Genomic DNA, 23551 nt, shown 5'->3' on the forward strand with positions numbered 1-23551 from the left:
CGCAGGAAAAATAACTCAAGGTAAGGCGCTCGATTGAGCAATAGCTGGCTATTGGGATTGAGAGCAACACAGCATTGAGCTATTTTAACTAGTACAAGTGAGCAATAACTTAATGGGATTGGTATTAGTATCAACTTGCGGTTGATAAATTAGCGCAGGATAGGATGTTGAATTGGTTAAAATATGACATCGACAAAATTTGAAATTTTCTGCGGCCATATTCTCATGCCATTTTACTTGCTTAAAATAGTGATAATAACGATTCAGGATAATTGCATGACAGTTAAATTGTGCATTTATTGTTGCGAGATAATATCCACTAAGATCCAAGCCCAGCGCTTGAAAAAATGGTAACTGTGCGCTAATAGTGCCTTGAAGGAATCAAGGGTCATTTGCACAGCCCGACGCAACTCGATAGCCCTTGACCACGGTAAATTTATATATCGCCATTTATGCCACTTTATTTAACTTGAGCCTGGCTCGCTGATCAAAGTAAAACTGATTAGCTTAACTAAGTTCTGTGCTTATATCACTAGTAAGGAGACTTAACTATTTCCCTAACAATTTGCTCAGCTACTTGATAGCTACCGTCAATATTATCGACATCTTTTAGCCCTAATGCTCGGGTGATAATGGGCAATACATGTATGTTCTCAAACGCAGCAATTTGCTTATTGCTGCTAAATGCAGGTCCAGTGGCGATAAAAATAGCGTCAAGGTCTCGAAACGACTTTGGATCGTAACCATGTGTTTCTGCTTTTATGTTCGCCTTACCTTGAGTAAAAACATAGGATGGTAAGGCTTCAATAATAACATTCGGTACTGCCGCTGTTTTTCGGTTTAAATGCCAGTGGGCTGGAAAATTAGGATATTGGTATACACTATATTGGGCGGGTTTATTCTCAGCTTGAGCATTAATAAATAACTGAACACTTTGCTGTAATTTAATCTCGCTATCGCTATATAAATATAATTGTGTAGCGCCATTAATAGCTTTCACACCATCGATAATATTTTCCTGCCATTTTATAACATGGTGTTTATTAATTTTAGTCATACCATGATCTGAAACAATCACTACATTAACCTTACCCTTAAATTCTTGGTTAATTTGCTGGAAAAAATCCCCAAGTAAAGTATCAAGTTTGCTTATAGCGCCGATAAGTTGTGGAGAGTTTTCACCAAATTCATGCCCCGCATCATCAACACTGGCAAAATAACCCGCAATAAAGTTTGGTCGTTTGGATTCAGGTAGGCGTAACCACGTCAGTATTTGCTCAAGTCTTTTTTTATTTGGGGTAAAATGCTTATAAGGATAATAATAACTTGCCGTTTTATTATCTATCGCTGTCTCGGATTCTGGCCAGAAATAAACTGCCGATTTATTGCCCTGCATTTCATTGATATGCCAAAGCGGGTAAGCCGTTAACCAGCGAGCATCGTTTTTTCCATCACCAAATTTGTAATCTTTATCAATGTCGCGATGATAAAACGTATTATGCACAATACCATGATTTATTGGATAGCGACCGGTGATAATACTTAAGTGATTTGGAAAGGTTTTACTTGGATAAACCGGTAACAAAGCTTTGGCACTAGTGCCCTGCTGCATGAGCGACATTAAGATTTTAGGTTGGTATTGTGCTATGTAACGTTGGGCAAAACCATCGATAGATAATAGCACTAGAGGCGTTTTAGCCCAGCTAACAAAGGATAAAAAACAGCCCAAAAGTATTAATGCTTTTAGATTCATTCGTCACAACCAGATTAAGTACACTTTAATTATAGGCTGTGTAAGATAAATTAATAACTCATTTTTTACAAGCGACTAACTGACGCTTGGTGTCTTAACTTTATGTGACTGAATATTTCACTCAGCCTATTTTAGCGATAAAACAACTAACGCAGGTTAATGCCATGCGTTAGTTGTTTTAACTGATAAAATAAGTTTTATTCAAATAAGTCTAAAATATTGACCAAATCTTTTTTACCATGGGCTATTTCATCAGGTGTTAAACCTGACAATTCATGTGGAAAAACTAACCATTCTGTTGATTCATGGATATAATAATCAGGCACTAAATCCACTTTAGAATTTGTTGGTTTATACCAAGGACATGCGATCCTGACATCTTTTGGCATATTATTGCGGGTTAACTTTTTCATTTGAGCTATTAATGCTTCAATACTTCGACCAGAATCAAAAACATCATCAACAATTAACAACCCGTCATCGGCATTGGCATTTTCAATAATATAATGTAAACCGTGTACTTTAATTTCTTTGCTTTGTTGGTTTATACCGTAATAAGAAGATGTGCGAACCGCTATATGGTCAGTTTCTACTTCTTTAAAGTCAAAGTATTCTTGTACTGCAATGCCAATAGGTGCACCACCGCGCCAAATTCCAACAATAAATTGTGGTCTAAAACCGTCTTCAAAAACCTTCGCGGCAACACGAAATGAATCTTCAAGCAACTCTTGCGCTGTTATAAATCGCTTTTCCATTGATGAGCTAACCTCATTTAATTAATTTTTTGACTGAGCAACATTATAACGTGTTTTTTGCTGGCCTGAGTAGCCCCGTTGAATTATTTATATATTTTGATCAATAAAACTTTATTTTTAAATACTTTGGCCGTAATAACATTGGTGCCAGATTCATAGGCTAAATTGATGTTTTCTGGGCTAAAAAATGCTCAAGGAGCTTGGTGGCTTTTTTACGAACATCACACTCTAAACTAATACTTTTTGCCATAGTTTTCATCTCTGCACTTAGGGCGAATATTTCAATTTCAGTTTCGATTGAAATAACTTTATAGCCATTAAATTTGTCATCTAAAAATTTACTCGCCTGATTATCACCCAGGTGATGATTTTGTAATATATTACCCGATTGACAGCCAGCTAATACAACAAACGTTATGCCTAGATAACAAAATATCAGTCGTTGTTTCATCTACACTCCAAAACAATCTCAAATCCAGATATACTTTAAGCATATTACTTATACCAAGTTGATTAATTACCTGCTCATTTTTAATGGTTAAAATGAATAACTACAGTGTTATAAAATTTATAAGGTGAATAACTACTGACTAAATTTTATGCCTTGTATTTATCCATTTTTCCTCATGAAAAAGTAGATCACTTAATTAATCAAATTGGTATTATTATGATTTTTAGACGCTTTTTTAACCCGATATTAATAAAAATCACACTTTATTAATATCGGTCATCGCTATATTGAGTCGCCACTTTAAAGTGTTACGCACTAATTGGATAAGTAATTTTTTTTATTCCCTGCTATGCTGCGCTTTAATTAACTTGCTAAATTTTATTGGTTTCACATTTATGAAAAAAACACTGGCCGGATTTTTTACCGGAAGTGCTATTGCCGTTATCATAATCATAGCGACCACGAGCTATCAGTTATATAAGAACAAATATGCCACCATTGACCCTCAACTGAACGAAATATCAGGTATTGAGTTTGATAAAAGCAATAAACTTTGGGCCATTAATGATGGTGGCGACCAGGCAAAATTATACCAGCTCAATAGAACTGGTGGTATTGATAGAGCAATAACCGTCACTAACGCTAAAAATATTGACTGGGAAGATATGACTCAAGATGACTTTGGTCATTTTTTTTTAGGCGACTTTGGTAATAATGATAATCTACGTAAGTGGTTAACAATATATAAAATTGAAAACCCCATCGATATAAAAGGTGAAACAACGCAGGCAGAAATCATTAAATTTAAATACCCTGAACACACCAGTTTCCCACCTAAAGCCCATGAAATGGAGTTTGATGTGGAAGCTTTCGTTTTTTATGAAAATTACCTTTATCTATTTACCAAAAACCGCACAGTACCTTTTAATGGGATAACTAGTTTATATAAAATTGGCGATCATGCCGCTAATTATGATGCAGAAAAAATAAGTAAATTTAAAACCTGCACTATTGCCGAAAAACTTTGTTGGATAACCTCCGCCGCTTTAAGTCCAAGTAAGAAAAAATTAGTACTGCTGGACTCGCAACGCATTTGGCTGTTTGAAAATTGGCAAGGAGATGACTTTTTCTCTGGTGATAGGTATCGTATTGATTTAGGTATTGTTACGCAAAAAGAAGCGATTACCTTTCTTGATGAAGACGTTGTTGTGTTTACTGACGAAGAGTTTTTCGGCATTGGCAGGAACGCCTACGAGATAGACCTTAATGATGTCGAAAAACATAAATTTTAAGCTTTTATTGCTCAATTTTAAGGCTTAAAACTTTAGTACAATTGTCATTAAAATAATGCGTTGGCTGAGATAACAGCCAATTAATACAAGTAAAAATTATAGCGTTAAACAAGTAAAAATTATAGCGTTAAACAAGTAAAAATAGGCTTGGCTTTTGCCCTATTCGCGCTGCCTTCAAAACCACCCCACTGCGTGGCTTATTTACTCTTAGATCTCACCATGACAATAAAGTTATTTTACATGCTTGCGCTAATACTTTTCCTCAGCAAACTAGCCGATAGCTACTGTCACCATTAACAGTAGCTATCAGCAAGACTTAATATTGTATTTTGATAAAAACGCAGGTTAGAGCAATTTGATTAATTAAATGTTCTACTTTTTTATCAGAGACAAGGGATTAATACACAACTTGGTATTGATGACACCTTATTAAAACTTCCTGAGTGATGAGCGCTAGAAACCCACAAATTCAGTACCTTTTGAATAAACACTGCTATGTAAAATAATGCGTTATACCAATTTGATTAATTAAGTGATCTACTTTTTCATGAGGAAAAAGGGATAAATACAAGGCATAAAATTTAGTCAGTAGTTATTCACCTTATAAATTTTATAACGCTGTAGTTATTCATTTTAACCATTAAAAATGAGCAGGTAATTAATCAACTTGGTATTATACCAGTTCCATTAAGTTTGTGATCTTGTTGTGCGCAGGAAAAATAATTCAAGGTAAGGCGCTCGATTGAGCAATAGCTGGCTATTGGGAGTGAGAGCAACACAGCATTGAGCTATTTTAACTAGTACAAGTGAGCAATAACTTAATGGGATTGGTATTAGTTCTATAGTTAGGCATATAATGATAAAACTAACAGGAGAGCAATATAATGATGAAACTCGATGGCTTTGCTAAAGGTGAAATTATTAACTACAAACCGTGGACTAATAATGAATTCTCTATCACGGTAAAAGCCGAGATTGGGCCTTATGTTGCAGGGCAATTTACTAAATTGGCCCTACCAGATGAAAATGGTAACTGGCTCAGACGCGCCTATTCATTTGTTAACTCACCAAATCATAGCCCAGGTGCAAATGTTATGGAGTTTCTGATAATAGATGTTCCAGAGGGCAATTTGAGCCCAAAACTTGCCCAGCTTCATCTGGGTGATGTTATTTATGTTGGTGACAAACCCAGTGGCTTTATGACATTAGATGAAATCCCTGAAACAGTGACTAACCTGTGGTTACTTGCCACGGGTACCGCTATTGGGCCATTTCTTTCAATATTAGCCGAAAAACGAACCAAAATACGATTTGATAACGTTATATTAGTCCATGCCGTTCGCACCCAACAAGAATTAGTCTATCAAGCATTAATCGCAAACTTACAACAAGCCTATGCAGGAAAACTAAGTTATCTACCAATAGTTTCTCGTGAAAAAAATCCCAATATAATGTCAGGGCGAATTCCGGCCTTATTAAAAGATGGTAGCTTAATGCAAGCAGTAAAATTAACACCCGACAAGCAAAATAGTTTTTTCTATTTATGTGGCAATCCAGCAATGGTACATGACACACGAGATGTATTACTTGAGCTAGGCTTTCAAAAGCACTTAAGACGTGCTTCAGGGAATTTTAGTTTTGAAAACTATTGGTAGTTGCTTACTCAGCATCTCTAAAAAGGGTAAAGCCTGAAAATGACAATTTTTTCATCTATTTATGTAACTCTTCTTAATATAAAAATAAATTTTTCACTACATACCACGATTAAACGCTAAATTTAATTGGGTAAGCCTCTGGTTCAACAGCGATAAACAAGCTTATTTATCGCTGTTGAATCGTCAACTTTATTAGTCAGTTTTTAGCATCTTCTAATGATCTTATCCTGTGCTAATTCAAGCCAAAATTCACCAGTAAAAGCAAATAAAAAATATTATATAGCCCCGCACCATATAGCCTGGCATTAAAGACTTAGCAGTAAAATTATTTATCAGCGCTCAAGTTATTTCACTACATGCTGCATCCAATAACTCTATAGATAACATTTTTAAATATCCAATTTTATTAAAAACATAATGAAAAAAGCCAATGATAAAAAAGATAAACTCGGTTGATAAACAATATTACGGTAAGTGAATAATCACACCTTTAATCTATGGAGTTATCAGGGTTGCTTTTATTTAGCCAAAAGGAGTTACCAGAGTTGTAATTTAATTGCCCCAGGTAACTCCGAGGGTTACCTGAACATTTACAAATGGCGTTATCGAGGTTATGCTTGATAAAGCAAAGATAAAGGACAAAGTTATGAAATATCCAGTCTTGGTTTTACGCAATAATGACAATAATAATTACCTATTTTCAATTGTTGATTTACCGGGTTGCCAGGTAAAAGCAGCGACTATGGACGAGGGCTTTTTATTATTAAATACCGCCATGATTTCACACTTAAATATATTGGTTGAATACGGCGAAAAAGTGCCACCAGCAAAAACTATTGAAGAGCATATGTTGTTGTCTACTGCCACCTCACCTATTTGGGCTATGCTTGATTTTGACATTGTCCCCTACATGGGCAAAAGCCATAAAATCAATGTAACCCTACCTGAACTATTGATAAAACAAATTGATGATCGGGTGGCTAAATCTTCAAATTACAAAACACGTTCTGGCTTTATCGCCATCGCTTGTTTAACCGAGCTAGTTAATACTAAACACAACTAAACGACCTCAAGCTAACCGTTTGAGGTCCTTGTCCTCGCCGAATTATATTGAGTAGTAAAATCAGTAATAGTTAAAGCTCTCCTTATAAATCAAGCGACATAATACCATTTAATTAATTGAAAAGGCTAAAAAAAGTGACTATTGAAGATTCAAACTTACTACTACTAAGTAGCTCTCGTGTTGGCAATACAGCCTATTTACAACATGCATTAGCCTTGATAAAGGCAAAGCTTACGGGTGTTACTGAATTATTATTTATTCCTTATGCTGGTGTAACAGTAAATTACGATGACTACACGGCAATGGTGCAAAATGCATTAATTGAGCTAGGCATTAAAGTAACGGGTATTCATCAGTATGCTGACCCGGTTAGCGCAATTAATGCTGCGCCAGCAATAGCGGTTGGTGGTGGCAATACTTTTCATTTATTGCATCAGTTATATCAAAATAAGTTAATTAGACCTATTCAAAGTAAAGTAGCACAAGGTATGCCCTACATTGGCTGGAGTGCAGGATCAAATATTGCGGGACTTTCTATTCGCACAACAAATGATATGCCGATTATTGAACCTGAAAGTTTTAATGCTCTGCAATTGGTTGATTTTCAATTAAATCCACACTATACCGACTACAACCCTCCAGGTCATAATGGCGAAACTCGTGCACAACGTTTAGCCGAATTTATGGTGCTAAATCCGGATACACCCATTGTCGCTATTGTCGAAGGAACGGCGTTAGACATTAAGCAAAATACCATTAAGTTAGTCTCGGGCTTATCTGATATAAAGGACTCAACAACTGCAGCTAATGGATTTTTATTTAAGGCGGGTAAAAAAGAAGTTATCGCGACTGAAGATAACTTAGATTATCTCTTATAAGTTTTGTAACTTATAAAGGCGATATAACAAATAGCCCCTGATTAAAAGACTAAAAATTTTGGGCTAAAATATGAGCGAAGAAATAGCCCACTGTTTTATTACTGTTTAAATGACTGGTATGTTTCTTTTCTTTTAACGAGTTATTTCTTATATTTACACTCAGTAAAACACCCAATAGCAGCACCAAAAAGTAAACCACCGATAGTCCAAACGATAGCGTTAATAACCACATGAGATATTATTAGTGCTGATTAATCAAATGCTTCGTTAACAACAAATGTCATTGTAATAAACATTGGTAAACCCCAAGCGAGAAGACCTCTTAGCAAGATAAGATAAGATAAGATAAAATGTACTTTCTTTACGCGTTTCTGGCCACTCATAAAAATCTTTTTCTTTTATATACTCAAAACCTTTTGTGAAAAATAACGCCTTATTAAGCGGCAAATTATGGTTGGCTGTAATGTGCGAAGCGCAGGCAGCTATTATTTTTTCTGCTTGAGCAACTTGTTATACCTTTCCACTATTTAGCTTAGAAAGTAAATCAGAAGGAGCTATATATATTAGAGTTTTACCATCTTTTGTTGTGAGAAATAATTTTAGCTCTGCTAACTTTGCTAAGTACGCTCTAGCGGTATTTGCAGAAATCGAGTAAGAGTTGGAAACTTCTTTAGCACTAAAGATCCTTCCTGGCTCCTTAACCGCTTTCTTTATTAAATCTTTTTGAATAAAGTTTAGCGTATTACCCCATGTAGTTTTCTCTAATATCTCAGCAATTTTTTGAAATTCATTTGTCTTCTTACCTAAGTATTTTTTCAATTCCTTGAAAGCATGGAGAATAATATCTAACTGAAAATAAATAAAATATGTTAAATCATTAGAGTCTTTTTCTGTGTACATATAATACCAATCCCATTAAGTTATTGCTCACTTGTACTAGTTAAAATAGCTCAAGGCTGTGTTGCTCTCACTCCCAATAGCCAGCTATTGCTCAATCGAGCGCCTTACCTTGAGTTATTTTTCCTGCGCACAACAAGATCAAAAACTTAATGGAACTGGTATAAGACATTCCATACTCTTTGGGTTTTTCTTTTAATAATTAACAAACCGATGTTAAATCAGTGAGGTTAATAACGAAATATCGATTCGCTTCGCCGCTTTAGTTATATCTAAGTCAAAAGGTAGCTCTGCCAATTTAGCTATGGGGAGTAGTGTTGTTAACTCACGAATGTTTTCCACTAAATAAGGCATACTCTCTGGACAATTTGCTATCCAGCCTACACAGTTTAAGCCATCAGTTACAATTGACTGATAAGTTAATACCGCATGGTTTAAGCAGCCTAGTTTCATATTCACTACAAGGACAACGTCTTGACGGCTTGCTTGTACAAACGCTGATAAATATTGTCCTTGCCCTAGGGGTAAACGCCAGCCACCGGCACCTTCACAAATAACAACGTCTGCAGCCAAAGCGGTAATTTGTTCATAGCCATGTTGAATGTCGGTTAAACTAATGGCTTGTTGCAACTGAGCGGCGGCTATATGGGGTGCAATAGGTTGTTCAAAAGCAATGGGATTGACTTGAGAGATGATTTGTTGGCAATTAGACTGTTTTAGTAATAATAAAGCATCGTTATTCACTAGCTGATGATTAACTCGCTCGCAACCAGCAGAAATTGGCTTATAAACTGCCACTTTTTTATTGCTGGCAACTAAGGCATGTACAAGCGCTTGGGCTGCATAGGTTTTACCGGCGTCTGTGTCGGTGGCGGTAACAAATAACTTTAACATAATAGGTAACTCTTAAAATTCAACAACTGTTTTTCGATGGGTTATTTATGAGGAACTTAGGCTTGATCAATCACAAAGCTTAATCCTTTAACTTGACAATTAGCCCAGAGAAAACTTTATAAGTAGCAGGATATATACCACTCGGTGGCAAAAATTCTTGATAGTTTTCGGTCATTTTTTGCCATTTATCTTTGCCCGCAAGTCCTTTACCCTGCTTTTTAGGCAGATGATTCGCGCCAAGGCTTTTCAATTCATGAGCTAGATGTAAAACATTTTCATAGTCTAAAACAATATCTTGCTGTTTAGCTTGCAATAATTTTCGATCAGCGCCGTCAAATAAAGCTGTAATTTCACTTTCTTTTTTAAAGTCAATTACGTGTTGGTCATTATCAATGTGCGCCCAAGCAGACTTTAATTCAAATAAAGTACCATCGACTAGCGTACTAAAAGCAAATAAACCGCCGGGTTTTAATACCCGTATTATTTCATTTAACACCTGGTCTAGCGGATCACACCATTGGATCATTAAATTGGAATAAACAAAGTCGATGCTGTTATCTTGCAACGGTATCTTATAAGCGTCAGCTTCAAGCCAGTGAATACTCTTATGGCGATTATCTTTGGCAAAATGCAGCATTTTTTTCGAAACATCTAAGCCAATAACTTGTCGGTAACGACTTGATAGCAGCTCAGTAAAAAACCCCGTGCCTGCGCCCAAATCTAAGGCAGTGATATCGTTGCGATTAGGTAACCATGGCATTAAATCCTTGCCACAATAGCGTTGTAAACGGGCTGAAACATCATAAGAAGCACTGGCTGAGCCAAAAGATCTCGCTATTTTAAAACGGTTAGTCTTTTTAGACATTATACTATAACCTCGTTAATGCAATTAGCTAAGTAATTGATATCTTTAATTTCGTGACTTGAGGTTACAGTTACGCGTAACCTTGAGCTATTGTTTGGAACCGTTGGTGGACGAATAGCACTAAGCCAAATGCCTTTATCGCGTAACTTCTGACAAACATCAAGTGTGGCAACTTCATCACCAATAACAATGGCGTGAATTGATGAGACATTTTTAATAAGCTTAACTTTACTGCATAATTTTGACGCAAGTAATTGGCTCAATTCAACAATTTTTTCTCGACGCCAATGTTCCGCTTGAATAATTTCAATACTCTTTTTTGTTGCCCAAGCTAAAGCCGGAGATATCGCAGTTGAATAAATATAATGCCGCGAAAAGTTAATTAAATAATCAGCCAGTAATTCATCACAAGCAACAAAAGCGCCACTTGTGGCAATACTTTTACCAAAGGTCGCCATAACAAGGTCAAGGTCTGCGATACTGCTGCTGCCTTGGCCTTTATTACCAACAACACCGATACTGTGCGCGTCGTCTAGATATAATAAGGCTTGATGCTGTTGGGCTATTTTCGCCAAATTAATGACATCAGCCTGATCGCCATCCATACTAAATACACCTTCAGAGACAATAATTTGATTTAACTCAGCATTATCATTTTTAGCTTTCGCTTGGCCTTGCCTTAAAAAACCTTGTAGTTGCTCAGTATCGTTATGCAAAAAGCGCTTTACTTTAGCGTCACTTGACAGTGCGCCATCAATTAACGACGCATGACTGAGTTTATCTAAATAAAGCGCACAGCTTTTATGACCCAAGGCATGCATAAGCGCGTTATTAGCGGAAAAACCACTGGCAAACAATAAGCACTTCGCTTTATTAAGCCAATCACAAATATCGTTTTCTAGTGCTTGATGGGCATAAGAGTAACCGGTAATTAAACTTGAGCCACTAGCACAAGTACCAAATCGCTCAGCGCCGGCTAGCAAGGCTTGGTTAATTTTTGGATGATGATTTAGGCCAAGATAGTCATTTGATGAAAAGTTTAAGTAACTTTTATCGTCAATTTTGACATAACGGCCATTTTGCTCGGCAACACATTGACGCACACGATAACGTGCACGCTGTTTTTGCTCGGCAATACTGGTAGTTAAGAAATCAAACGCCATAGTTATTAATTTACGGCGTTATAGAATAGTTCGCTATTTTTCTGGTCAACCATAGCGGTGTTAAGTTTTGCTTCATCCGCGGCTGAACTGGCAATAGTTTCAGTATTAATACCTAATCGGTTAAATAACATCATATCTTTATTGGCTTCAGGGTTTCCGGTGGTTAATAATTTACACCCGTAAAATATTGAATTAGCGCCCGCTAAAAAGCACAATGCTTGCATTTGTTCGTTCATCGCGTCGCGCCCTGCTGATAACCGCACATGGCTTTTTGGCATCATGATACGTGCTACGGCAATACAGCGAACAAACTCAAAATGATCTAAATCTGCCACATCAGCTAATGGTGTACCTTCAATTTTTACTAACATGTTGATTGGCACACTTTCCGGTTGCGGTGAAAGGTTGGCCAATTGTGCCAATAATGACGCCCGGTCTTTACTTTCTTCACCTAAACCCACTATGCCACCACTACAGACCTTCATGCCTGAACTTCGCACATTAGATAAAGTGTCTAAGCGGTCTTGGAAGGTACGTGTAGTAATAATTTGATTATAATGCTCTGGCGAAGTATCCAAGTTATGGTTGTAATAGTCCAAGCCTGCACCTTGTAACTCATCGGCTTGCTCAACAGATAACATGCCAAGTGTCATACAGGTTTCAAGTCCCAGTGCCTTTACTCCCTTAACCATTTCTAGTACTGAAGGCATATCTCTTGCTTTTGGGTTACGCCAGCCAGCGCCCATACAAAAACGTGTTGAACCTTGATCTTTCGCTGCTTGTGCCGCTTCAAGCACTTTGCTCACTGCCATTAAACGTTCTTTCTCAATGTCAGTTTTATAACGGGCACTTTGAGAGCAGTATTTACAATCTTCTGGGCAGGCGCCGGTTTTAATCGACAACAAAGTACTCACTTGTACTTCATTGGGATTAAAGTTTTCGCGGTGTATAACTTGCGCTTTAAACATCAAATCATTAAACGGCATGTCAAACAGTGCTTTAACTTCATCTGCTTGCCAGTTATGGCCTACTTCACTATTACCTTGGTTGGTATTATTAACGGCGGTATTAGCAGTGGTGTTAGCGCTAGCTTCACTTAGTACTGATGTTTGCTGTGTCATAGTTATTCACTCGTTGGTAAATTGCATCTATTAATATTAACGCGTAGTCTATGCATCAACTCAAATATGTCAACCAACTAAACCAATTAAGACTTACATATGAACAATAAACAAGCAAACGCGCTTGAGTTTGATAAAAACCATGTTTGGCATCCTTATACTTCTATGTCAAAACCATTACCTTCCTATCTGGTCGAATCTGCCGAAGGTGTTTATATTAACTTGGCTAGTGGTGAGAAAATTATTGATGGTATGTCATCGTGGTGGTCAGTGCTGCACGGTTATAATCACCCAGAATTAAATCAGGCCTTGATAAAACAAACTGAAAAGTTTGCCCATGTAATGTTTGGTGGTTTAACCCACGAACCAGCCATTGAACTTGCCAAAAACTTAATTGAGCTAACCCCTGAGGGCTTAAATAAAGTATTTTTAAGTGACAGCGGTTCGGTGTCAGTTGAAGTGGCACTAAAAATGTCGATACAGTATTGGCACAGTAAAAATAAGCCTGAAAAGCATAAAATACTGACAGTTAGGAATGGTTATCACGGTGATACCTTTGCAGCGATGTCGGTATGTGACCCCGTTAATGGCATGCATCAGTTGTTTGAACCTATGCTAATGAAGAATTTATTCGCTCCGGCGCCAAAAACAGTATTTGGCCAAACATGGGATGCTAACGACGTGGTAGAGTTAAGTGCGATGTTTGCCCAATACCATCAACAAATCGCGGCATTTATTATCGAGCCCATAGTCCAAGGTGCTGGTGGCATGCGTTTATATCATCCTAACTATTTAAAAACCTGCCGAACACTGTGTGATCAATATAATGTAATAATGATTGCTGATGAAATCGCGACCGGTTTAGGCCGAACTGGCAAGTTGTTTGCCTGTGAATGGGCTGATATTAGCCCTGACATTATTTGTTTAGGTAAAACTCTTACCGGTGGCTACATGACACTAGCAGCAACCTTATGTACTGATAAAATTGCTAATACGATTAGTGACGGTGAAGCGGGCTGCTTTATGCACGGACCTACCTTTATGGGAAATCCGCTGGCTTGTGCCGTTGCTAACGCCAGTCTTAAGATATTAAAACGTAATCAATGGCAGCAACAAGTAGCAGATATTGAAAACACTTTTCAGCAAAAATTATTGCCTTTAAAAAATCATCACCGGGTTCAGGATATAAGAGTGTTAGGCGCTATAGGCGTAGTTCAGGCAACTGAGAATGTTGATATGGCCGAAATCCAAAAACGCTTTGTAGAATTAGGCGTGTGGATACGCCCTTTTGGGCAACTTATCTATATTATGCCACCCTTTATTAGTGATAAGGCGCAACTGAGTTTGCTGATCAATGCCATTAGTACTGTATTAGATGAAGACAAGTGTTTTAAACGCAGTTAATGCTGAGTTGTTTATACCAAACTCACTAATTATCTGATCATTGCTACTGGTTAAAAAAACTAACTACTGCGTTATTTATTTAATCATTAGAACAACGAGTTATTAAAATAAATGCCTGGTCTATTTTCACTACCTATAAAGTAGACCAGGTAATTAATGAAACTGGTATTATATTGTACTATTAAATAATTTTAACGGCTAAAACCTGTACTAATATAAAACTTACCCAGGCGATGGTAATCACCAGTAATAATAAACTATTAAAATACTTACCATCATTTTTACGCCGGCTACGATAATTATTCAGTATTAAACAACAATAGCTACTTAAGGCGCTTAACCACAAAACAATATATAAATAACCGGTTAGTGGTGTCAGCCAAAACTTCCTAATTTCAATATTATGGTAACGTAAAATGCCATAGTCGGTGTCAGGCGCAGCGTAATAAGAAAGCAATAAGGCAAAAATAAATAAGCCCCAACCAGCGATAGTTAATACCCTTAAAATATAAGTCCATAAATCAGCAGCATTCCTGCGCTCCTTGCTCGATATTTCATACTTCATACCGCTTTTTATCCCTAATTTTAAATTATTTTTTTATAAAGACCAGATTTAGCAATTTTTACTTGTTAAACCCTACAGGCAAGGTAACATAGCAACCCTTAAAATTTGAGTACATTTTTGACAAAAAAGAGGTTTGTAAATGTCAGTCATTGCCATTACTGATATCTTGGCAGGAAAATATCCTGTTAATGAATCAATTACCATCCATGGTTGGATCCGCACACGTCGTGATTCTAAAGCAGGTATTTCATTTTTAGCGGTACATGATGGTTCATGTTTTGACGCTATTCAAGCAATTGCTCCGAGTAATTTGGATAATTATCAGACTGATATATTAAAACTGACCACGGGTGCTGCAGTAAAAGTTACCGGTATTTTGGTTGAATCTCCAGGTAAAGGTCAGTCGTTTGAGCTACAAGCGGAACAGGTCGAAGTATTAGGCCTAGTTGAAGACCCTGATACTTATCCAATGGCAGCAAAACGCCATAGTATCGAGTTTTTACGTGAACAAGCACACTTACGTCCACGTACTAATATCGGTGGTGCAGTAGCGCGTGTGCGCAATACCTTGGCACAAGCCGTACATCGTTTTTTACACAGCAAAGGTTACTTTTGGATCAGCACACCATTAATTACCGGTAGTGACTGTGAAGGCGCTGGTGAAATGTTCCGTGTTAGTACGCTTGATATGGAAAACTTACCATTAAATGACCAAGGTAAAGTTGATTACAACCAAGACTTTTTCGGTAAAGAAACTTTCTTAACCGTTTCAGGTCAGTTAAATGTTGAAACTTATTGTTGTGCCCTATCTAAAGTGTATACCTTTGGCCCAACGTTCCGCGCTGAAAATTCAAATACTACCCGTCATTTAGCTGAGTTTTGGATGATTGAGCCTGAAATTGCGTTCGCCGATCTTTCTGATGCGGCCGATTTGGCTGAAGAAATGTTGAAGTATGTTTTCCAAGCCGTGCTTGATGAACGCGCAGACGATATGGCTTTCTTTGAACAGCGTGTCGATAAAACGGTTGTCGAGCGTTTAAACTCGGTGATCAACAACGACTTTGTGCGTTTAGATTACACTGATGCGATCACCATTTTAGAAAACTGTGGTAAAAAGTTTGAAAATAAAGTCGCTTGGGGCGTAGATTTAAACTCAGAGCACGAGCGTTACTTAGCTGAAGAGCATTTTAATGGTCCGGTAGTGTTACAAAATTATCCTAAAGATATTAAATCATTCTACATGCGTTTAAATGACGACGGCAAAACGGTTGCTGCTATGGACATTTTAGCGCCCGGTATTGGCGAGATCATTGGTGGTAGCCAACGTGAAGAGCGTTTAGATGTTTTAGATAAACGTTTAGCGGAAATGAATTTAGACCCAGCAGACTACAGTTGGTATCGTGATTTACGCCGTTACGGCACTGTGCCACATGCGGGCTTTGGTTTAGGCTTTGAACGCTTAGTGGTTTATGCTACCGGCATGCAAAACGTGCGCGACGTGATCCCTTTCCCAAGAACGCCCAATAACGCGGCCTTCTAAGTGAGTACCATATAAAACTAAAAAAACCCTCAATTGAGGGTTTTTTATTAACTAAAATAGAAGAGAATAAATTATTGCTGGTTAAAGCAAATAACCGACCATTCTAAGGTGATCTACACATATACCCGCTGCGTTATGTTAAATCCCAATAGCCCTACTTACTGACCTATACTCCGACTTATTGACCTGTACTTCTAACCCAGACTCCTGCCCCATAAGACTTACCTATGTTACTGAGCTAAAACGCTGAGCTAAAACACTGAGCTAAAATAAATATAGCTCTAATCGTGCTTGTTGATTAGCTAAAATTTCTTGTGTGTAACAGCTTGCCCTGTTTTTTAAGTGCTCTAATAACGCTGAAATTTGTTGGCTTGAAGCAGACAAGCGTTGAGCGGTTAAAATAGCGTTAGCTTGCGCCTGCCACAAGTCACTTCGGCCAGTATTAAGATCAAATGCTTTCAGTGTTTCTAAATTAGGGTACAAGCATGCTGAAGCACGGGGTAATGTGTAAGCTATTTCAATGCCTTTGGGGTCTAGGTCGGTCATGCCAATAACAGGGCAACTTAAGCGCTGACACAATCGGTAAACACCGCCAAGTGCTTTGCCATGGCCACGGTAAATAAATAAAGCCTTTTGTACACTTTCTGGTAATAGCGGTTTTATTGTTATTAATGAGATAAAGACCTGTAAATTTTCACAAACGACAACACAGTCATGCTCAATAGTTTGTATATCATGATATTGAAAGGTCATGGAGGTGTACTCAGGTATTGAGGTTACCTTATCATTAACTTTAATCTCGCCATTTAATGACGCTATTCTGATGTCATTGTTCATTACCGCTGTAGTGTGCTGTTTTTCATTATGAACAAAGCCACTAACTTCAATTCTATTAAGCGCTTGTTTGGCCATTAGAAAACCATCAATGCTGCCTATTTCCTTATTAAACAACAAGGTCAGTTCGCTAAAGTCTTGTGAGCTCAGTCGTAGCGACTTACCAGCGATTGTGCCTAAGCCATAGCTTGAATGTACCGACATAAACTGTGGCAGTGGTAATGTACCCGCGCGCTTTTTAAGTAGCTTCGCCAGTGTTGTCTTTTGTGGTTTTGTTAATAATTGAAGCATATTGAAATATCTTTAATATCAAAGTTACCATTAAAAGATTTTGAGTAATTGCCTAGCGGTTTAAAAATGAAAAATTTACTTTTTTCCGCGGGTAGTCTTAAAATCTCAGTATAGATGGCATCTAAAAACAATTGCGGTTTACATGCAGGTTTTAGTTGTTGGTAAATGTTATTCACTAATACTTTATCACCTGGGGTTTTAATTAACGCTAACAATATATCTTCTAGCCATTTTGCGCCTATGGGTGTTTCAACGGCTTTTTCAACATCATCTTGCGTCATATCAAGAGACGAATTATTGTCTCTTGCTTTTTTAAACCGCTCCCCTTCAACTAGGTTAAGGGATTGCGCAAGGTCAATTAAATCATTGCGCGTAAGTAAGCTAGACTCGTCAGGATAAACATCGATGTTTATCGCCTTAACTACGTTAGTTATGTTTGGCGGCATGCCCGTTTCTTCAACACCGATAAGATCACTAAAATCATGATCGGTTTTTGTGTCAAAGTATTGTTTAAATTGCCTAACAAGCTTACCTCTACCTTCGAGTTTTCTAAAGCCAATCAACAAGGCTTGCATCAGTGTCAGTGCATTAATTAATTCTTTAATCGCACTTTGTTTACCACCAAACAGGTCGTTATTAATAATAGATCGCAGTCGTAAGTCGGTGATGGGCCTTTCTAACAATTCAGCTTCATCGATAATATTTAAAGCTTGTCTGAGAGTTCTTGCTTCTGAAATTGCTTGCTCATTTTCTTTACGCTTTGCCGATATTGAATGGACATAACCAAATTGATTTTCAATGCGGTTTCTTAATTGTTGTATGTTGTTGTTTATACCATCGAGTAATTGATAAATCGAGTCAATAACCAGTCTTTTATACCTATCGCTGTCATTATATGCGCCAAGGGTATTTGAATGGTTTAGTTGATTTATATTAAATAAAATACTGCGCCAATAACCACCCACATCAACATTAATAGCAAGTGACCTTTCGGTTTTAAGGGCATTTTCTAAAAAATTTTGAAAAGTGCTGCTTAATCTTATGCTCCCTGATGCCGTTTCAAAAGCCAGGTTATAATTGTGCAGTTCATCAAAACCCTTAAGCGCTTCTTCTGTAGGCGGAAGTAGTCCCTCGGTTATGATGGTATCAATGGTTGGTGCGTGCTTTGCCAACATACGAAACATTTTAATCATGGCACCCGACATTATATCAATTCATCCTGTACTGGCTCATCTAAATCAATGTCATCAAATTTTTCAGCTTGATAAGTCATAATAAATTCCATCAAGTTAATATAGTAGGCAAGCTTACCCGTACAAAGATAGATATCTATTTTTGGTTCAATTTGTTTTAAAATTTCAGTTTTAACCAGGCTATTAATCAGTTGTTTGGTTTTATCAAAAACACTGCCTTTTAACTGACCTTTTATCTGGATAATGATCCGGTCTAAAGATTTTAACAATGATTTATCGTTTTCAATTTTACTGACAATTTGAGCCAAATGAATCTCATCACCGGTGTAAAGTGAACGTTCGTCATTACTCACACGCATCATTAAACTCAAAAATTCAACTACCGGCCTTATTTCTTGCTGAGTTTGTTTAAATACCACTCTTGATGCTCGCCTTCTATCAGGGGTCATAGACTCGTAGGACGCATAATAGAATTCGTGATCAATATGAGATAATGTTTTAGAGGTCTGGTACAAGTACGCTTGCACACGTTCTCTGTTGATGTCTGAGCTTAAAAAATCATAACTTACAGCACAGGTTATTGGGCAAATAAATTTACCTTCTAAAAGTGACTCTACGGTGTTGGTAAACACTTCATCAAAAATCATGATTGGGTGCCTACTGTACTCGTTTGGGCGGCACTTATTGCTTTTAGCAGCGGATCATCACTGGCGGTGATTTGTTCAAACCTATTTTTGGGTTTATTAATAAAGTAGCGTTTGTGGTAAACACCCATGAAGTTATTATCAGCATTGGGAATGGCAGTAAAAATAGTATCATTTTCTTTATCAAACATAGCAAATAGTGAATCAACATTTTCAACTGAAATTTCACCTAATTCATCAACACCATATAAAATATCAACATTTTGTGAGCCCTTGATCATAGAGCCTAATGAAGTGGTAAATGCCAGCAAAATTAAGTAACTCATGCCATTAGAAGAGATATCTTTTAGATCATTACCAGAGCGCGCAATTTTACTTTCATTATTCACTACAGCTTCAAAAGAAATATCGTATAAGTTAGAGTGCCTTTCTACCAGTTTATTATTGGTAAATTTTGTCAACACTTCTGACATAGCGACGCCATATTTTTCAGGAGGTAGGGTTTGTTGATTGTCTTTAGTCCAAGCTTCATAGGTTTTTTTAAATGCCTTTAAGGCGGAAAAAACTTCGTGAGATTCGAGTAAAGGTGTTAGGTTAATGGATATTTTACCTAAGGCGCTAAACACGGTCTTTTTCTCTAGATAGCTATTAACTCTTGAGCTAAAGGCGTTGATCTCAACTTCATAACGTTTGAGCTGATCATAAAAACCAGATAATTCCATACCTCGTAGTGCCGCATTCTCGATGATTAAATCACGCACGTCGTTAATCACTAACGGTAACTCTTTAACAATATAATCTGAAATAACCCTTAGATTAGGATCTATATCTAAGGCATTGTTTTTAATATCAATAGATTTCTTTATCGCACTATTCAAATGTATATTCATTTGAGAGATAACTTGTTCAGCGTGACCTTTGATGCTTTTTAATGCCTTGCGATGGCTTTTTAATATGTTATCTAATTCACCGCAGATTGTTTCAAATGAATGTGCTTCTAGTGTGCTAGTCGCTGGTTTAAATTCCGCTAATCGGCTGGTTAAACGTAATGCCATTTCATGCTTTTCCCTGACCTTGGACAGCTTAGCCGTGATTGCGTCACGATTGATAATAAAAGCCACTTTATCGGTTTTAATCATCTCAGTAAGTTCAGTTAGTGATTGAGTCAGGTTTGTCACCGCTTGTGAAGCCTTAAAAGATTTATTATTAAGGCTTTCAAGTTGACTGTAAGTGTTGCTCATAAAGGCGTTATAACTGCTAATAATACCCGGAGCATTTTTAAGTCGACTAAGCTGTTTTTCTAAAGTGGCTATTTCATTATCAAGTTTGTTTAGTGTCTCAGTATCAATGTTTTTGTCATTTAATTGATTTTTTTCGTCTGCTTTTAAACGACTGATTACTAAAGCGTATTCAGTATCATTTTGGTTTATTTTTTCTTCTGTCTGCTTGATAAAGCCTTCTAACTCAACATTTTGACCCATGTATTGTTCTTGTAAACTTTGCATACGTGCTAAGTGCTGTTGATTAATGTTAGTTAACTTTTCTTGGTTTTCTCGACCCAGTTTACCCAGAGCATTGTTAAGCGCTTTAGCTTCAGCCTCTAAGGCTAATTTTGCTTGGGAAATTTCATTTTTTTGCTCAGTGTTGAGCTGATTAATGTTGGCATTGATCGATTCGAGTAATTGATTTTTTAACGCTATATTGGCTTTAATCTTAATAATGTCTTGTTGCTGAGCATTTTGCTCGTTGGCAATTTCTTTAACTTTGTATGACAGTTTTTCTTTGGTCTCATTGAGTTGCAGAATATGGCGGTCAATTTGTTCGATTTCGGCGCTAATGCTGTCACTTGTTTTGGCAAACTCATTATAAACACGAGCCCAATCTAGCCTTAAGCCTTTGAAGTTATTTTTTGATTGTTCGGCTGTAAAGTCAGGATTAAGATTGGTTGACGCTAATACGGCTGGCGCAAGAAACTTACCAATACTTTCAGACCAGTCATCAACGTTGTTCAACAAAAACTCATGCAGTGAATGTTTTTTTGGATTGAGTAGCCGCTCTAAATCAGTTTTTGCTGATATTTTAGTTTTTATTTCGTTGGCTATCTTGGCCATTTCGCTAAGTATTTTATCAGTTTCCATCGCACTGCTTTGCGCTTGACGCTCAAAATAAATGGCTTGCCTTGAATCTGCGTTAAGTTTTTCGTTCGCCCGTTGCAATTCTTCTTGTGCTAATTTAATTTGTGCTCTTGTTTCCTTACTGACATCAACACTCTGTAATTTAAAATGACAATGATTGAGTTTATTTTCATAATCAGCAGAAAGCTGCTGTAATTGATTTTCATTTTCTCGAATCGCTGTTTTTAGATCATAGCCCGCGTCGCTCATTACACTGCTTTGTGTTGCAGTAATATCGTTATATTCAGCTTTGGCAACATTAAATTGGTTAGTAAGTTGATCCTTTAAGCTATAAAACTGTGCTTGTCGTTTGGACTTAAGTTTGTCAAATTTAACGGTAATGTTTTGAGCTTCATCGAGTAAGTTTACTTTTTCAACACTGGCATTATCAAGTTGTGCTTGATAGTTGTTGATATTGGCATAGTCACTTTTTAAGGTGCCAACATCTTTTTCTTCCCAGGAAATTTTTTCGGCTTCAATGGTCTCTATTTGTCTTTTAGCAGCGTCAACTAGACGGTTATTGTCACTGACTTGATCGGCTAAGCTATTTTTTTCATCGGAGTTCTTAAGGTTTTCAAGCGATTTGGCGCTGTTTAATGTTGCTAGCTCAGTCGTTAATACTTCAAGTGAGTGGTTGAATTGTTCGGTATAGGCTAACAAGTTGTGTTTATATGCACTCAACATGGCTTCAGAACTCTCTGCCGTATAGAGTGATTTAGATAGTTTAGGTAGTATGCTACTCGCTAAATCATCATAAGTTTTAAGCGCGTTATAATCGGTTTTCCAAACAGATAAGCTCGCTACGTCCATATTAAACTCAAGCTCATTCTTGCCACCGTTGAGCATAATAGACGATAGCAGTTCTTTAATACGTTTAAAGTCTGTGTTGCGCTCCAGTGCTGCACCAACTACTGTGTTGAGCATTGATAAATTTTTGCCTGGCGCGGCAAGAGAAAATCTATGCTTTGCTTCTGTCAGATCCTTATCACTAAATACAGCCGTACCGAGAATAATTTTTTGATAATGTGATGGCGAAGATACCGCTTTAACAGGCACGTGTTTTAAATGGAAATGGCGATAAATATTTGTACAGGGAATTAAATTTAGTGTGCCATCTGGCGAAGGTTCAGCAGTATAGTCGGCAAGTTCAAACGGCTTATCTACAAATAGGTAGTTTATACTTTCATTCTTACTAAAACACACGGCTTGCTTAATGCCTGAGTGAGTTTGATATTCAAAAACAATATAACTGGTTAATCTAGGTAGGTAATAGTTGACAAAAGATTCTCTGATTTTACCGCGTACTTTGACGACATCACCGGGTGCATCAGCAAAGAATATTCTCACCAGTTTTAAAAAGGTGGTTTTACCTGCCGCATTAGTGCCACTGAGATTAGTATGGCCACTGACATCAACTTCAACCCTTCTCCCCTTAAAGTAGCTATCAATCAAAATTATGCGTAATAACTTGCTGTTGGGTGTAACTTTCAATGTCATTTATTTTCCTATTAACGGTGTTTTTTATACTTTAATCTACTGGTTATTAGTGTAATACGACTTGCTCATTGACACCATGATCCGAACAGATAATATTGAATTTTGGTTTGCACAGAGGTTGAAGTTAACACTTTAGAAGTATGTTTTCGCGGCTGCTTTTAAAGCAATCAAACATCTCAAAGGTAACCCATCATATCGATTAAGCACAGAGCGATGTAGTTCGGGGTGAACTTGACATTAACTAACATTATCTGCTGAAAAAATGACAGTATGAAAAAATGACAGTATATTGCAGTGAATTTAGACATAAAGCGGTTTACGTTAAAATCACTTAAATCAATTTAAACAAGCCTAGAAATACATTTTTACCAACATTAGATGCTATTTTAACCTTTTTGATGAACGGTAATTGTCTACTGTAAGAGAATTAACGCTTGGTTTATTCTGATTAAATTAACTGGAAAGATAATCTAAAAGCAATGATGCCAATATGATAAAAAACGGGTGATTTAATACCAGTTTCATTGATTATCTGATCTACTTTATATGCAGAGAAAACAGCCCAATACAAGGCATAAAATTTAGTCAGTCGTTATTTTTATCGATAGAAATGATCATAAAA

The 23551-nt window shown here is 37.0% G+C and carries 19 protein-coding genes; 6 read left to right on the plus strand and 13 right to left on the minus strand.

The window, feature by feature from the left end; all coding sequences use genetic code 11:
* Positions 1 to 532 precede the first annotated feature (532 nt).
* From ESZ39_RS02015 to ESZ39_RS02025, 3 genes are all read right to left on the minus strand, one after another.
* Entirely contained in the window at positions 533 to 1753 is a 1221-nt protein-coding gene (locus tag ESZ39_RS02015) for an ectonucleotide pyrophosphatase/phosphodiesterase (RefSeq protein ID WP_146878128.1), read from the minus strand.
* 197 nt (positions 1754 to 1950) lie between these two features.
* Positions 1951 to 2508, minus strand: a complete 558-nt coding sequence (locus ESZ39_RS02020) for a phosphoribosyltransferase (protein ID WP_146878129.1) — start codon at positions 2506 to 2508, stop codon at positions 1951 to 1953.
* A gap of 160 nt (positions 2509 to 2668) precedes the next feature.
* Complete coding sequence (locus ESZ39_RS02025; RefSeq protein WP_146878130.1) at positions 2669 to 2959, minus strand: hypothetical protein; 291 nt, start codon at positions 2957 to 2959, stop codon at positions 2669 to 2671.
* Positions 2960 to 3354: 395 nt separating this feature from the next.
* Between ESZ39_RS02025 and ESZ39_RS02030 the strand changes: the two genes are divergently transcribed.
* The 4 genes from ESZ39_RS02030 (at position 3355) to pepE (ending at position 7847) form a co-directional block, all read left to right on the plus strand.
* Positions 3355 to 4251: a hypothetical protein gene (locus tag ESZ39_RS02030; RefSeq protein ID WP_146878131.1), complete on the plus strand. Its 897-nt coding sequence runs from the start codon at positions 3355 to 3357 to the stop codon at positions 4249 to 4251.
* An 884-nt stretch (positions 4252 to 5135) separates the two neighbouring features.
* Positions 5136 to 5906: a ferredoxin--NADP reductase gene (locus tag ESZ39_RS02035; protein ID WP_146878132.1), complete on the plus strand. Its 771-nt coding sequence runs from the start codon at positions 5136 to 5138 to the stop codon at positions 5904 to 5906.
* Positions 5907 to 6552: 646 nt separating this feature from the next.
* Positions 6553 to 6969 carry a type II toxin-antitoxin system HicB family antitoxin gene (locus ESZ39_RS02040; protein ID WP_146878133.1) on the plus strand — a complete coding sequence of 139 codons (417 nt, stop codon included), beginning with the start codon at positions 6553 to 6555 and terminating at the stop codon, positions 6967 to 6969.
* Between the two features lie 140 nt (positions 6970 to 7109).
* Positions 7110 to 7847: a dipeptidase PepE gene (gene pepE / locus ESZ39_RS02045; protein WP_411266850.1), complete on the plus strand. Its 738-nt coding sequence runs from the start codon at positions 7110 to 7112 to the stop codon at positions 7845 to 7847.
* Positions 7848 to 8357: 510 nt separating this feature from the next.
* On the opposite strand, the gene ESZ39_RS02050 is transcribed toward pepE, so the two are convergent.
* The 5 genes from ESZ39_RS02050 to bioB all read right to left on the minus strand — a co-directional run bounded on the left by ESZ39_RS02050 (position 8358) and on the right by bioB (position 12787).
* Positions 8358 to 8747 carry a hypothetical protein gene (locus ESZ39_RS02050; RefSeq protein WP_223270200.1) on the minus strand — a complete coding sequence of 130 codons (390 nt, stop codon included), beginning with the start codon at positions 8745 to 8747 and terminating at the stop codon, positions 8358 to 8360.
* Between the two features lie 213 nt (positions 8748 to 8960).
* Positions 8961 to 9638, minus strand: a complete 678-nt coding sequence (gene bioD, locus ESZ39_RS02055) for a dethiobiotin synthase (protein ID WP_146878135.1) — start codon at positions 9636 to 9638, stop codon at positions 8961 to 8963.
* 79 nt (positions 9639 to 9717) lie between these two features.
* On the minus strand, positions 9718 to 10503 hold the full coding sequence (gene bioC / locus ESZ39_RS02060; protein ID WP_146878136.1) for a malonyl-ACP O-methyltransferase BioC: 786 nt from the start codon (positions 10501 to 10503) through the stop codon (positions 9718 to 9720).
* Positions 10503 to 11666: an aminotransferase class I/II-fold pyridoxal phosphate-dependent enzyme gene (locus ESZ39_RS02065; RefSeq protein ID WP_146878137.1), complete on the minus strand. Its 1164-nt coding sequence runs from the start codon at positions 11664 to 11666 to the stop codon at positions 10503 to 10505. The genes bioC and ESZ39_RS02065 overlap by 1 nt, the downstream gene beginning before the upstream one ends.
* Before the next feature lie 5 nt (positions 11667 to 11671).
* On the minus strand, positions 11672 to 12787 hold the full coding sequence (bioB, locus tag ESZ39_RS02070) for a biotin synthase BioB (protein ID WP_146878138.1): 1116 nt from the start codon (positions 12785 to 12787) through the stop codon (positions 11672 to 11674).
* A gap of 99 nt (positions 12788 to 12886) precedes the next feature.
* On the opposite strand from bioB, the gene bioA reads away from it, so the two are divergent.
* Positions 12887 to 14191, plus strand: a complete 1305-nt coding sequence (gene bioA / locus ESZ39_RS02075) for an adenosylmethionine--8-amino-7-oxononanoate transaminase (RefSeq protein ID WP_146878139.1) — start codon at positions 12887 to 12889, stop codon at positions 14189 to 14191.
* Positions 14192 to 14372: 181 nt separating this feature from the next.
* Here the strand turns inward: bioA and ESZ39_RS02080 are convergent, their stop codons facing one another.
* Positions 14373 to 14756: a hypothetical protein gene (locus ESZ39_RS02080; RefSeq protein WP_146878140.1), complete on the minus strand. Its 384-nt coding sequence runs from the start codon at positions 14754 to 14756 to the stop codon at positions 14373 to 14375.
* A gap of 139 nt (positions 14757 to 14895) precedes the next feature.
* Between ESZ39_RS02080 and asnS the strand changes: the two genes are divergently transcribed.
* A complete protein-coding gene (gene asnS / locus ESZ39_RS02085; RefSeq protein WP_146878141.1) occupies positions 14896 to 16296 on the plus strand; it encodes an asparagine--tRNA ligase in 1401 nt (466 codons plus the stop codon).
* Positions 16297 to 16560: 264 nt separating this feature from the next.
* Here the strand turns inward: asnS and ESZ39_RS02090 are convergent, their stop codons facing one another.
* The 4 genes from ESZ39_RS02090 to ESZ39_RS02105 are packed head-to-tail and all read right to left on the minus strand — an operon-like array spanning position 16561 to position 22929.
* Complete coding sequence (locus ESZ39_RS02090; RefSeq protein ID WP_146878142.1) at positions 16561 to 17421, minus strand: DUF4230 domain-containing protein; 861 nt, start codon at positions 17419 to 17421, stop codon at positions 16561 to 16563.
* Positions 17406 to 18626 carry a hypothetical protein gene (locus ESZ39_RS02095; protein ID WP_146878143.1) on the minus strand — a complete coding sequence of 407 codons (1221 nt, stop codon included), beginning with the start codon at positions 18624 to 18626 and terminating at the stop codon, positions 17406 to 17408. The genes ESZ39_RS02090 and ESZ39_RS02095 overlap by 16 nt, the downstream gene beginning before the upstream one ends.
* On the minus strand, positions 18626 to 19261 hold the full coding sequence (locus ESZ39_RS02100; RefSeq protein WP_146878144.1) for a condensin complex protein MksE: 636 nt from the start codon (positions 19259 to 19261) through the stop codon (positions 18626 to 18628). Before ESZ39_RS02100 ends, ESZ39_RS02095 begins: the two co-directional genes overlap by 1 nt.
* The gene (locus tag ESZ39_RS02105) at positions 19258 to 22929 is read right to left on the minus strand and encodes an ATP-binding protein (protein WP_146878145.1); all 3672 of its coding nucleotides are present in this window, start codon (positions 22927 to 22929) and stop codon (positions 19258 to 19260) included. The genes ESZ39_RS02100 and ESZ39_RS02105 overlap by 4 nt, the downstream gene beginning before the upstream one ends.
* Between the last annotated feature and the right edge of the window lie 622 nt (positions 22930 to 23551).

It is taken from the genome of Colwellia sp. C1TZA3 (assembly GCF_007954265.1).
GTDB lineage: Bacteria > Pseudomonadota > Gammaproteobacteria > Enterobacterales > Alteromonadaceae > Cognaticolwellia.

Excerpts from the sequence above, each read along its gene's own strand:
- ESZ39_RS02065 (WP_146878137.1), bottom strand. The coding sequence starts at position 11,666 with ATGGCGTTTGATTTCTTAACTACCAGTATTGCCGAGCAAAAACAGCGT.
- bioD (WP_146878135.1), bottom strand. The coding sequence starts at position 9,638 with ATGTTAAAGTTATTTGTTACCGCCACCGACACAGACGCCGGTAAAACC.
- ESZ39_RS02105 (WP_146878145.1), bottom strand. The coding sequence starts at position 22,929 with ATGACATTGAAAGTTACACCCAACAGCAAGTTATTACGCATAATTTTG.
- ESZ39_RS02050 (WP_223270200.1), bottom strand. The coding sequence starts at position 8,747 with ATGTACACAGAAAAAGACTCTAATGATTTAACATATTTTATTTATTTT.
- ESZ39_RS02015 (WP_146878128.1), bottom strand. The coding sequence starts at position 1,753 with ATGAATCTAAAAGCATTAATACTTTTGGGCTGTTTTTTATCCTTTGTT.
- asnS (WP_146878141.1), top strand. The coding sequence starts at position 14,896 with ATGTCAGTCATTGCCATTACTGATATCTTGGCAGGAAAATATCCTGTT.
- ESZ39_RS02025 (WP_146878130.1), bottom strand. The coding sequence starts at position 2,959 with ATGAAACAACGACTGATATTTTGTTATCTAGGCATAACGTTTGTTGTA.
- bioA (WP_146878139.1), top strand. The coding sequence starts at position 12,887 with ATGAACAATAAACAAGCAAACGCGCTTGAGTTTGATAAAAACCATGTT.
- ESZ39_RS02035 (WP_146878132.1), top strand. The coding sequence starts at position 5,136 with ATGATGAAACTCGATGGCTTTGCTAAAGGTGAAATTATTAACTACAAA.
- ESZ39_RS02090 (WP_146878142.1), bottom strand. The coding sequence starts at position 17,421 with ATGCTTCAATTATTAACAAAACCACAAAAGACAACACTGGCGAAGCTA.
- ESZ39_RS02080 (WP_146878140.1), bottom strand. The coding sequence starts at position 14,756 with ATGAAGTATGAAATATCGAGCAAGGAGCGCAGGAATGCTGCTGATTTA.
- ESZ39_RS02020 (WP_146878129.1), bottom strand. The coding sequence starts at position 2,508 with ATGGAAAAGCGATTTATAACAGCGCAAGAGTTGCTTGAAGATTCATTT.
- ESZ39_RS02040 (WP_146878133.1), top strand. The coding sequence starts at position 6,553 with ATGAAATATCCAGTCTTGGTTTTACGCAATAATGACAATAATAATTAC.
- bioB (WP_146878138.1), bottom strand. The coding sequence starts at position 12,787 with ATGACACAGCAAACATCAGTACTAAGTGAAGCTAGCGCTAACACCACT.
- ESZ39_RS02095 (WP_146878143.1), bottom strand. The coding sequence starts at position 18,626 with ATGTCGGGTGCCATGATTAAAATGTTTCGTATGTTGGCAAAGCACGCA.
- ESZ39_RS02100 (WP_146878144.1), bottom strand. The coding sequence starts at position 19,261 with ATGATTTTTGATGAAGTGTTTACCAACACCGTAGAGTCACTTTTAGAA.
- bioC (WP_146878136.1), bottom strand. The coding sequence starts at position 10,503 with ATGTCTAAAAAGACTAACCGTTTTAAAATAGCGAGATCTTTTGGCTCA.
- ESZ39_RS02030 (WP_146878131.1), top strand. The coding sequence starts at position 3,355 with ATGAAAAAAACACTGGCCGGATTTTTTACCGGAAGTGCTATTGCCGTT.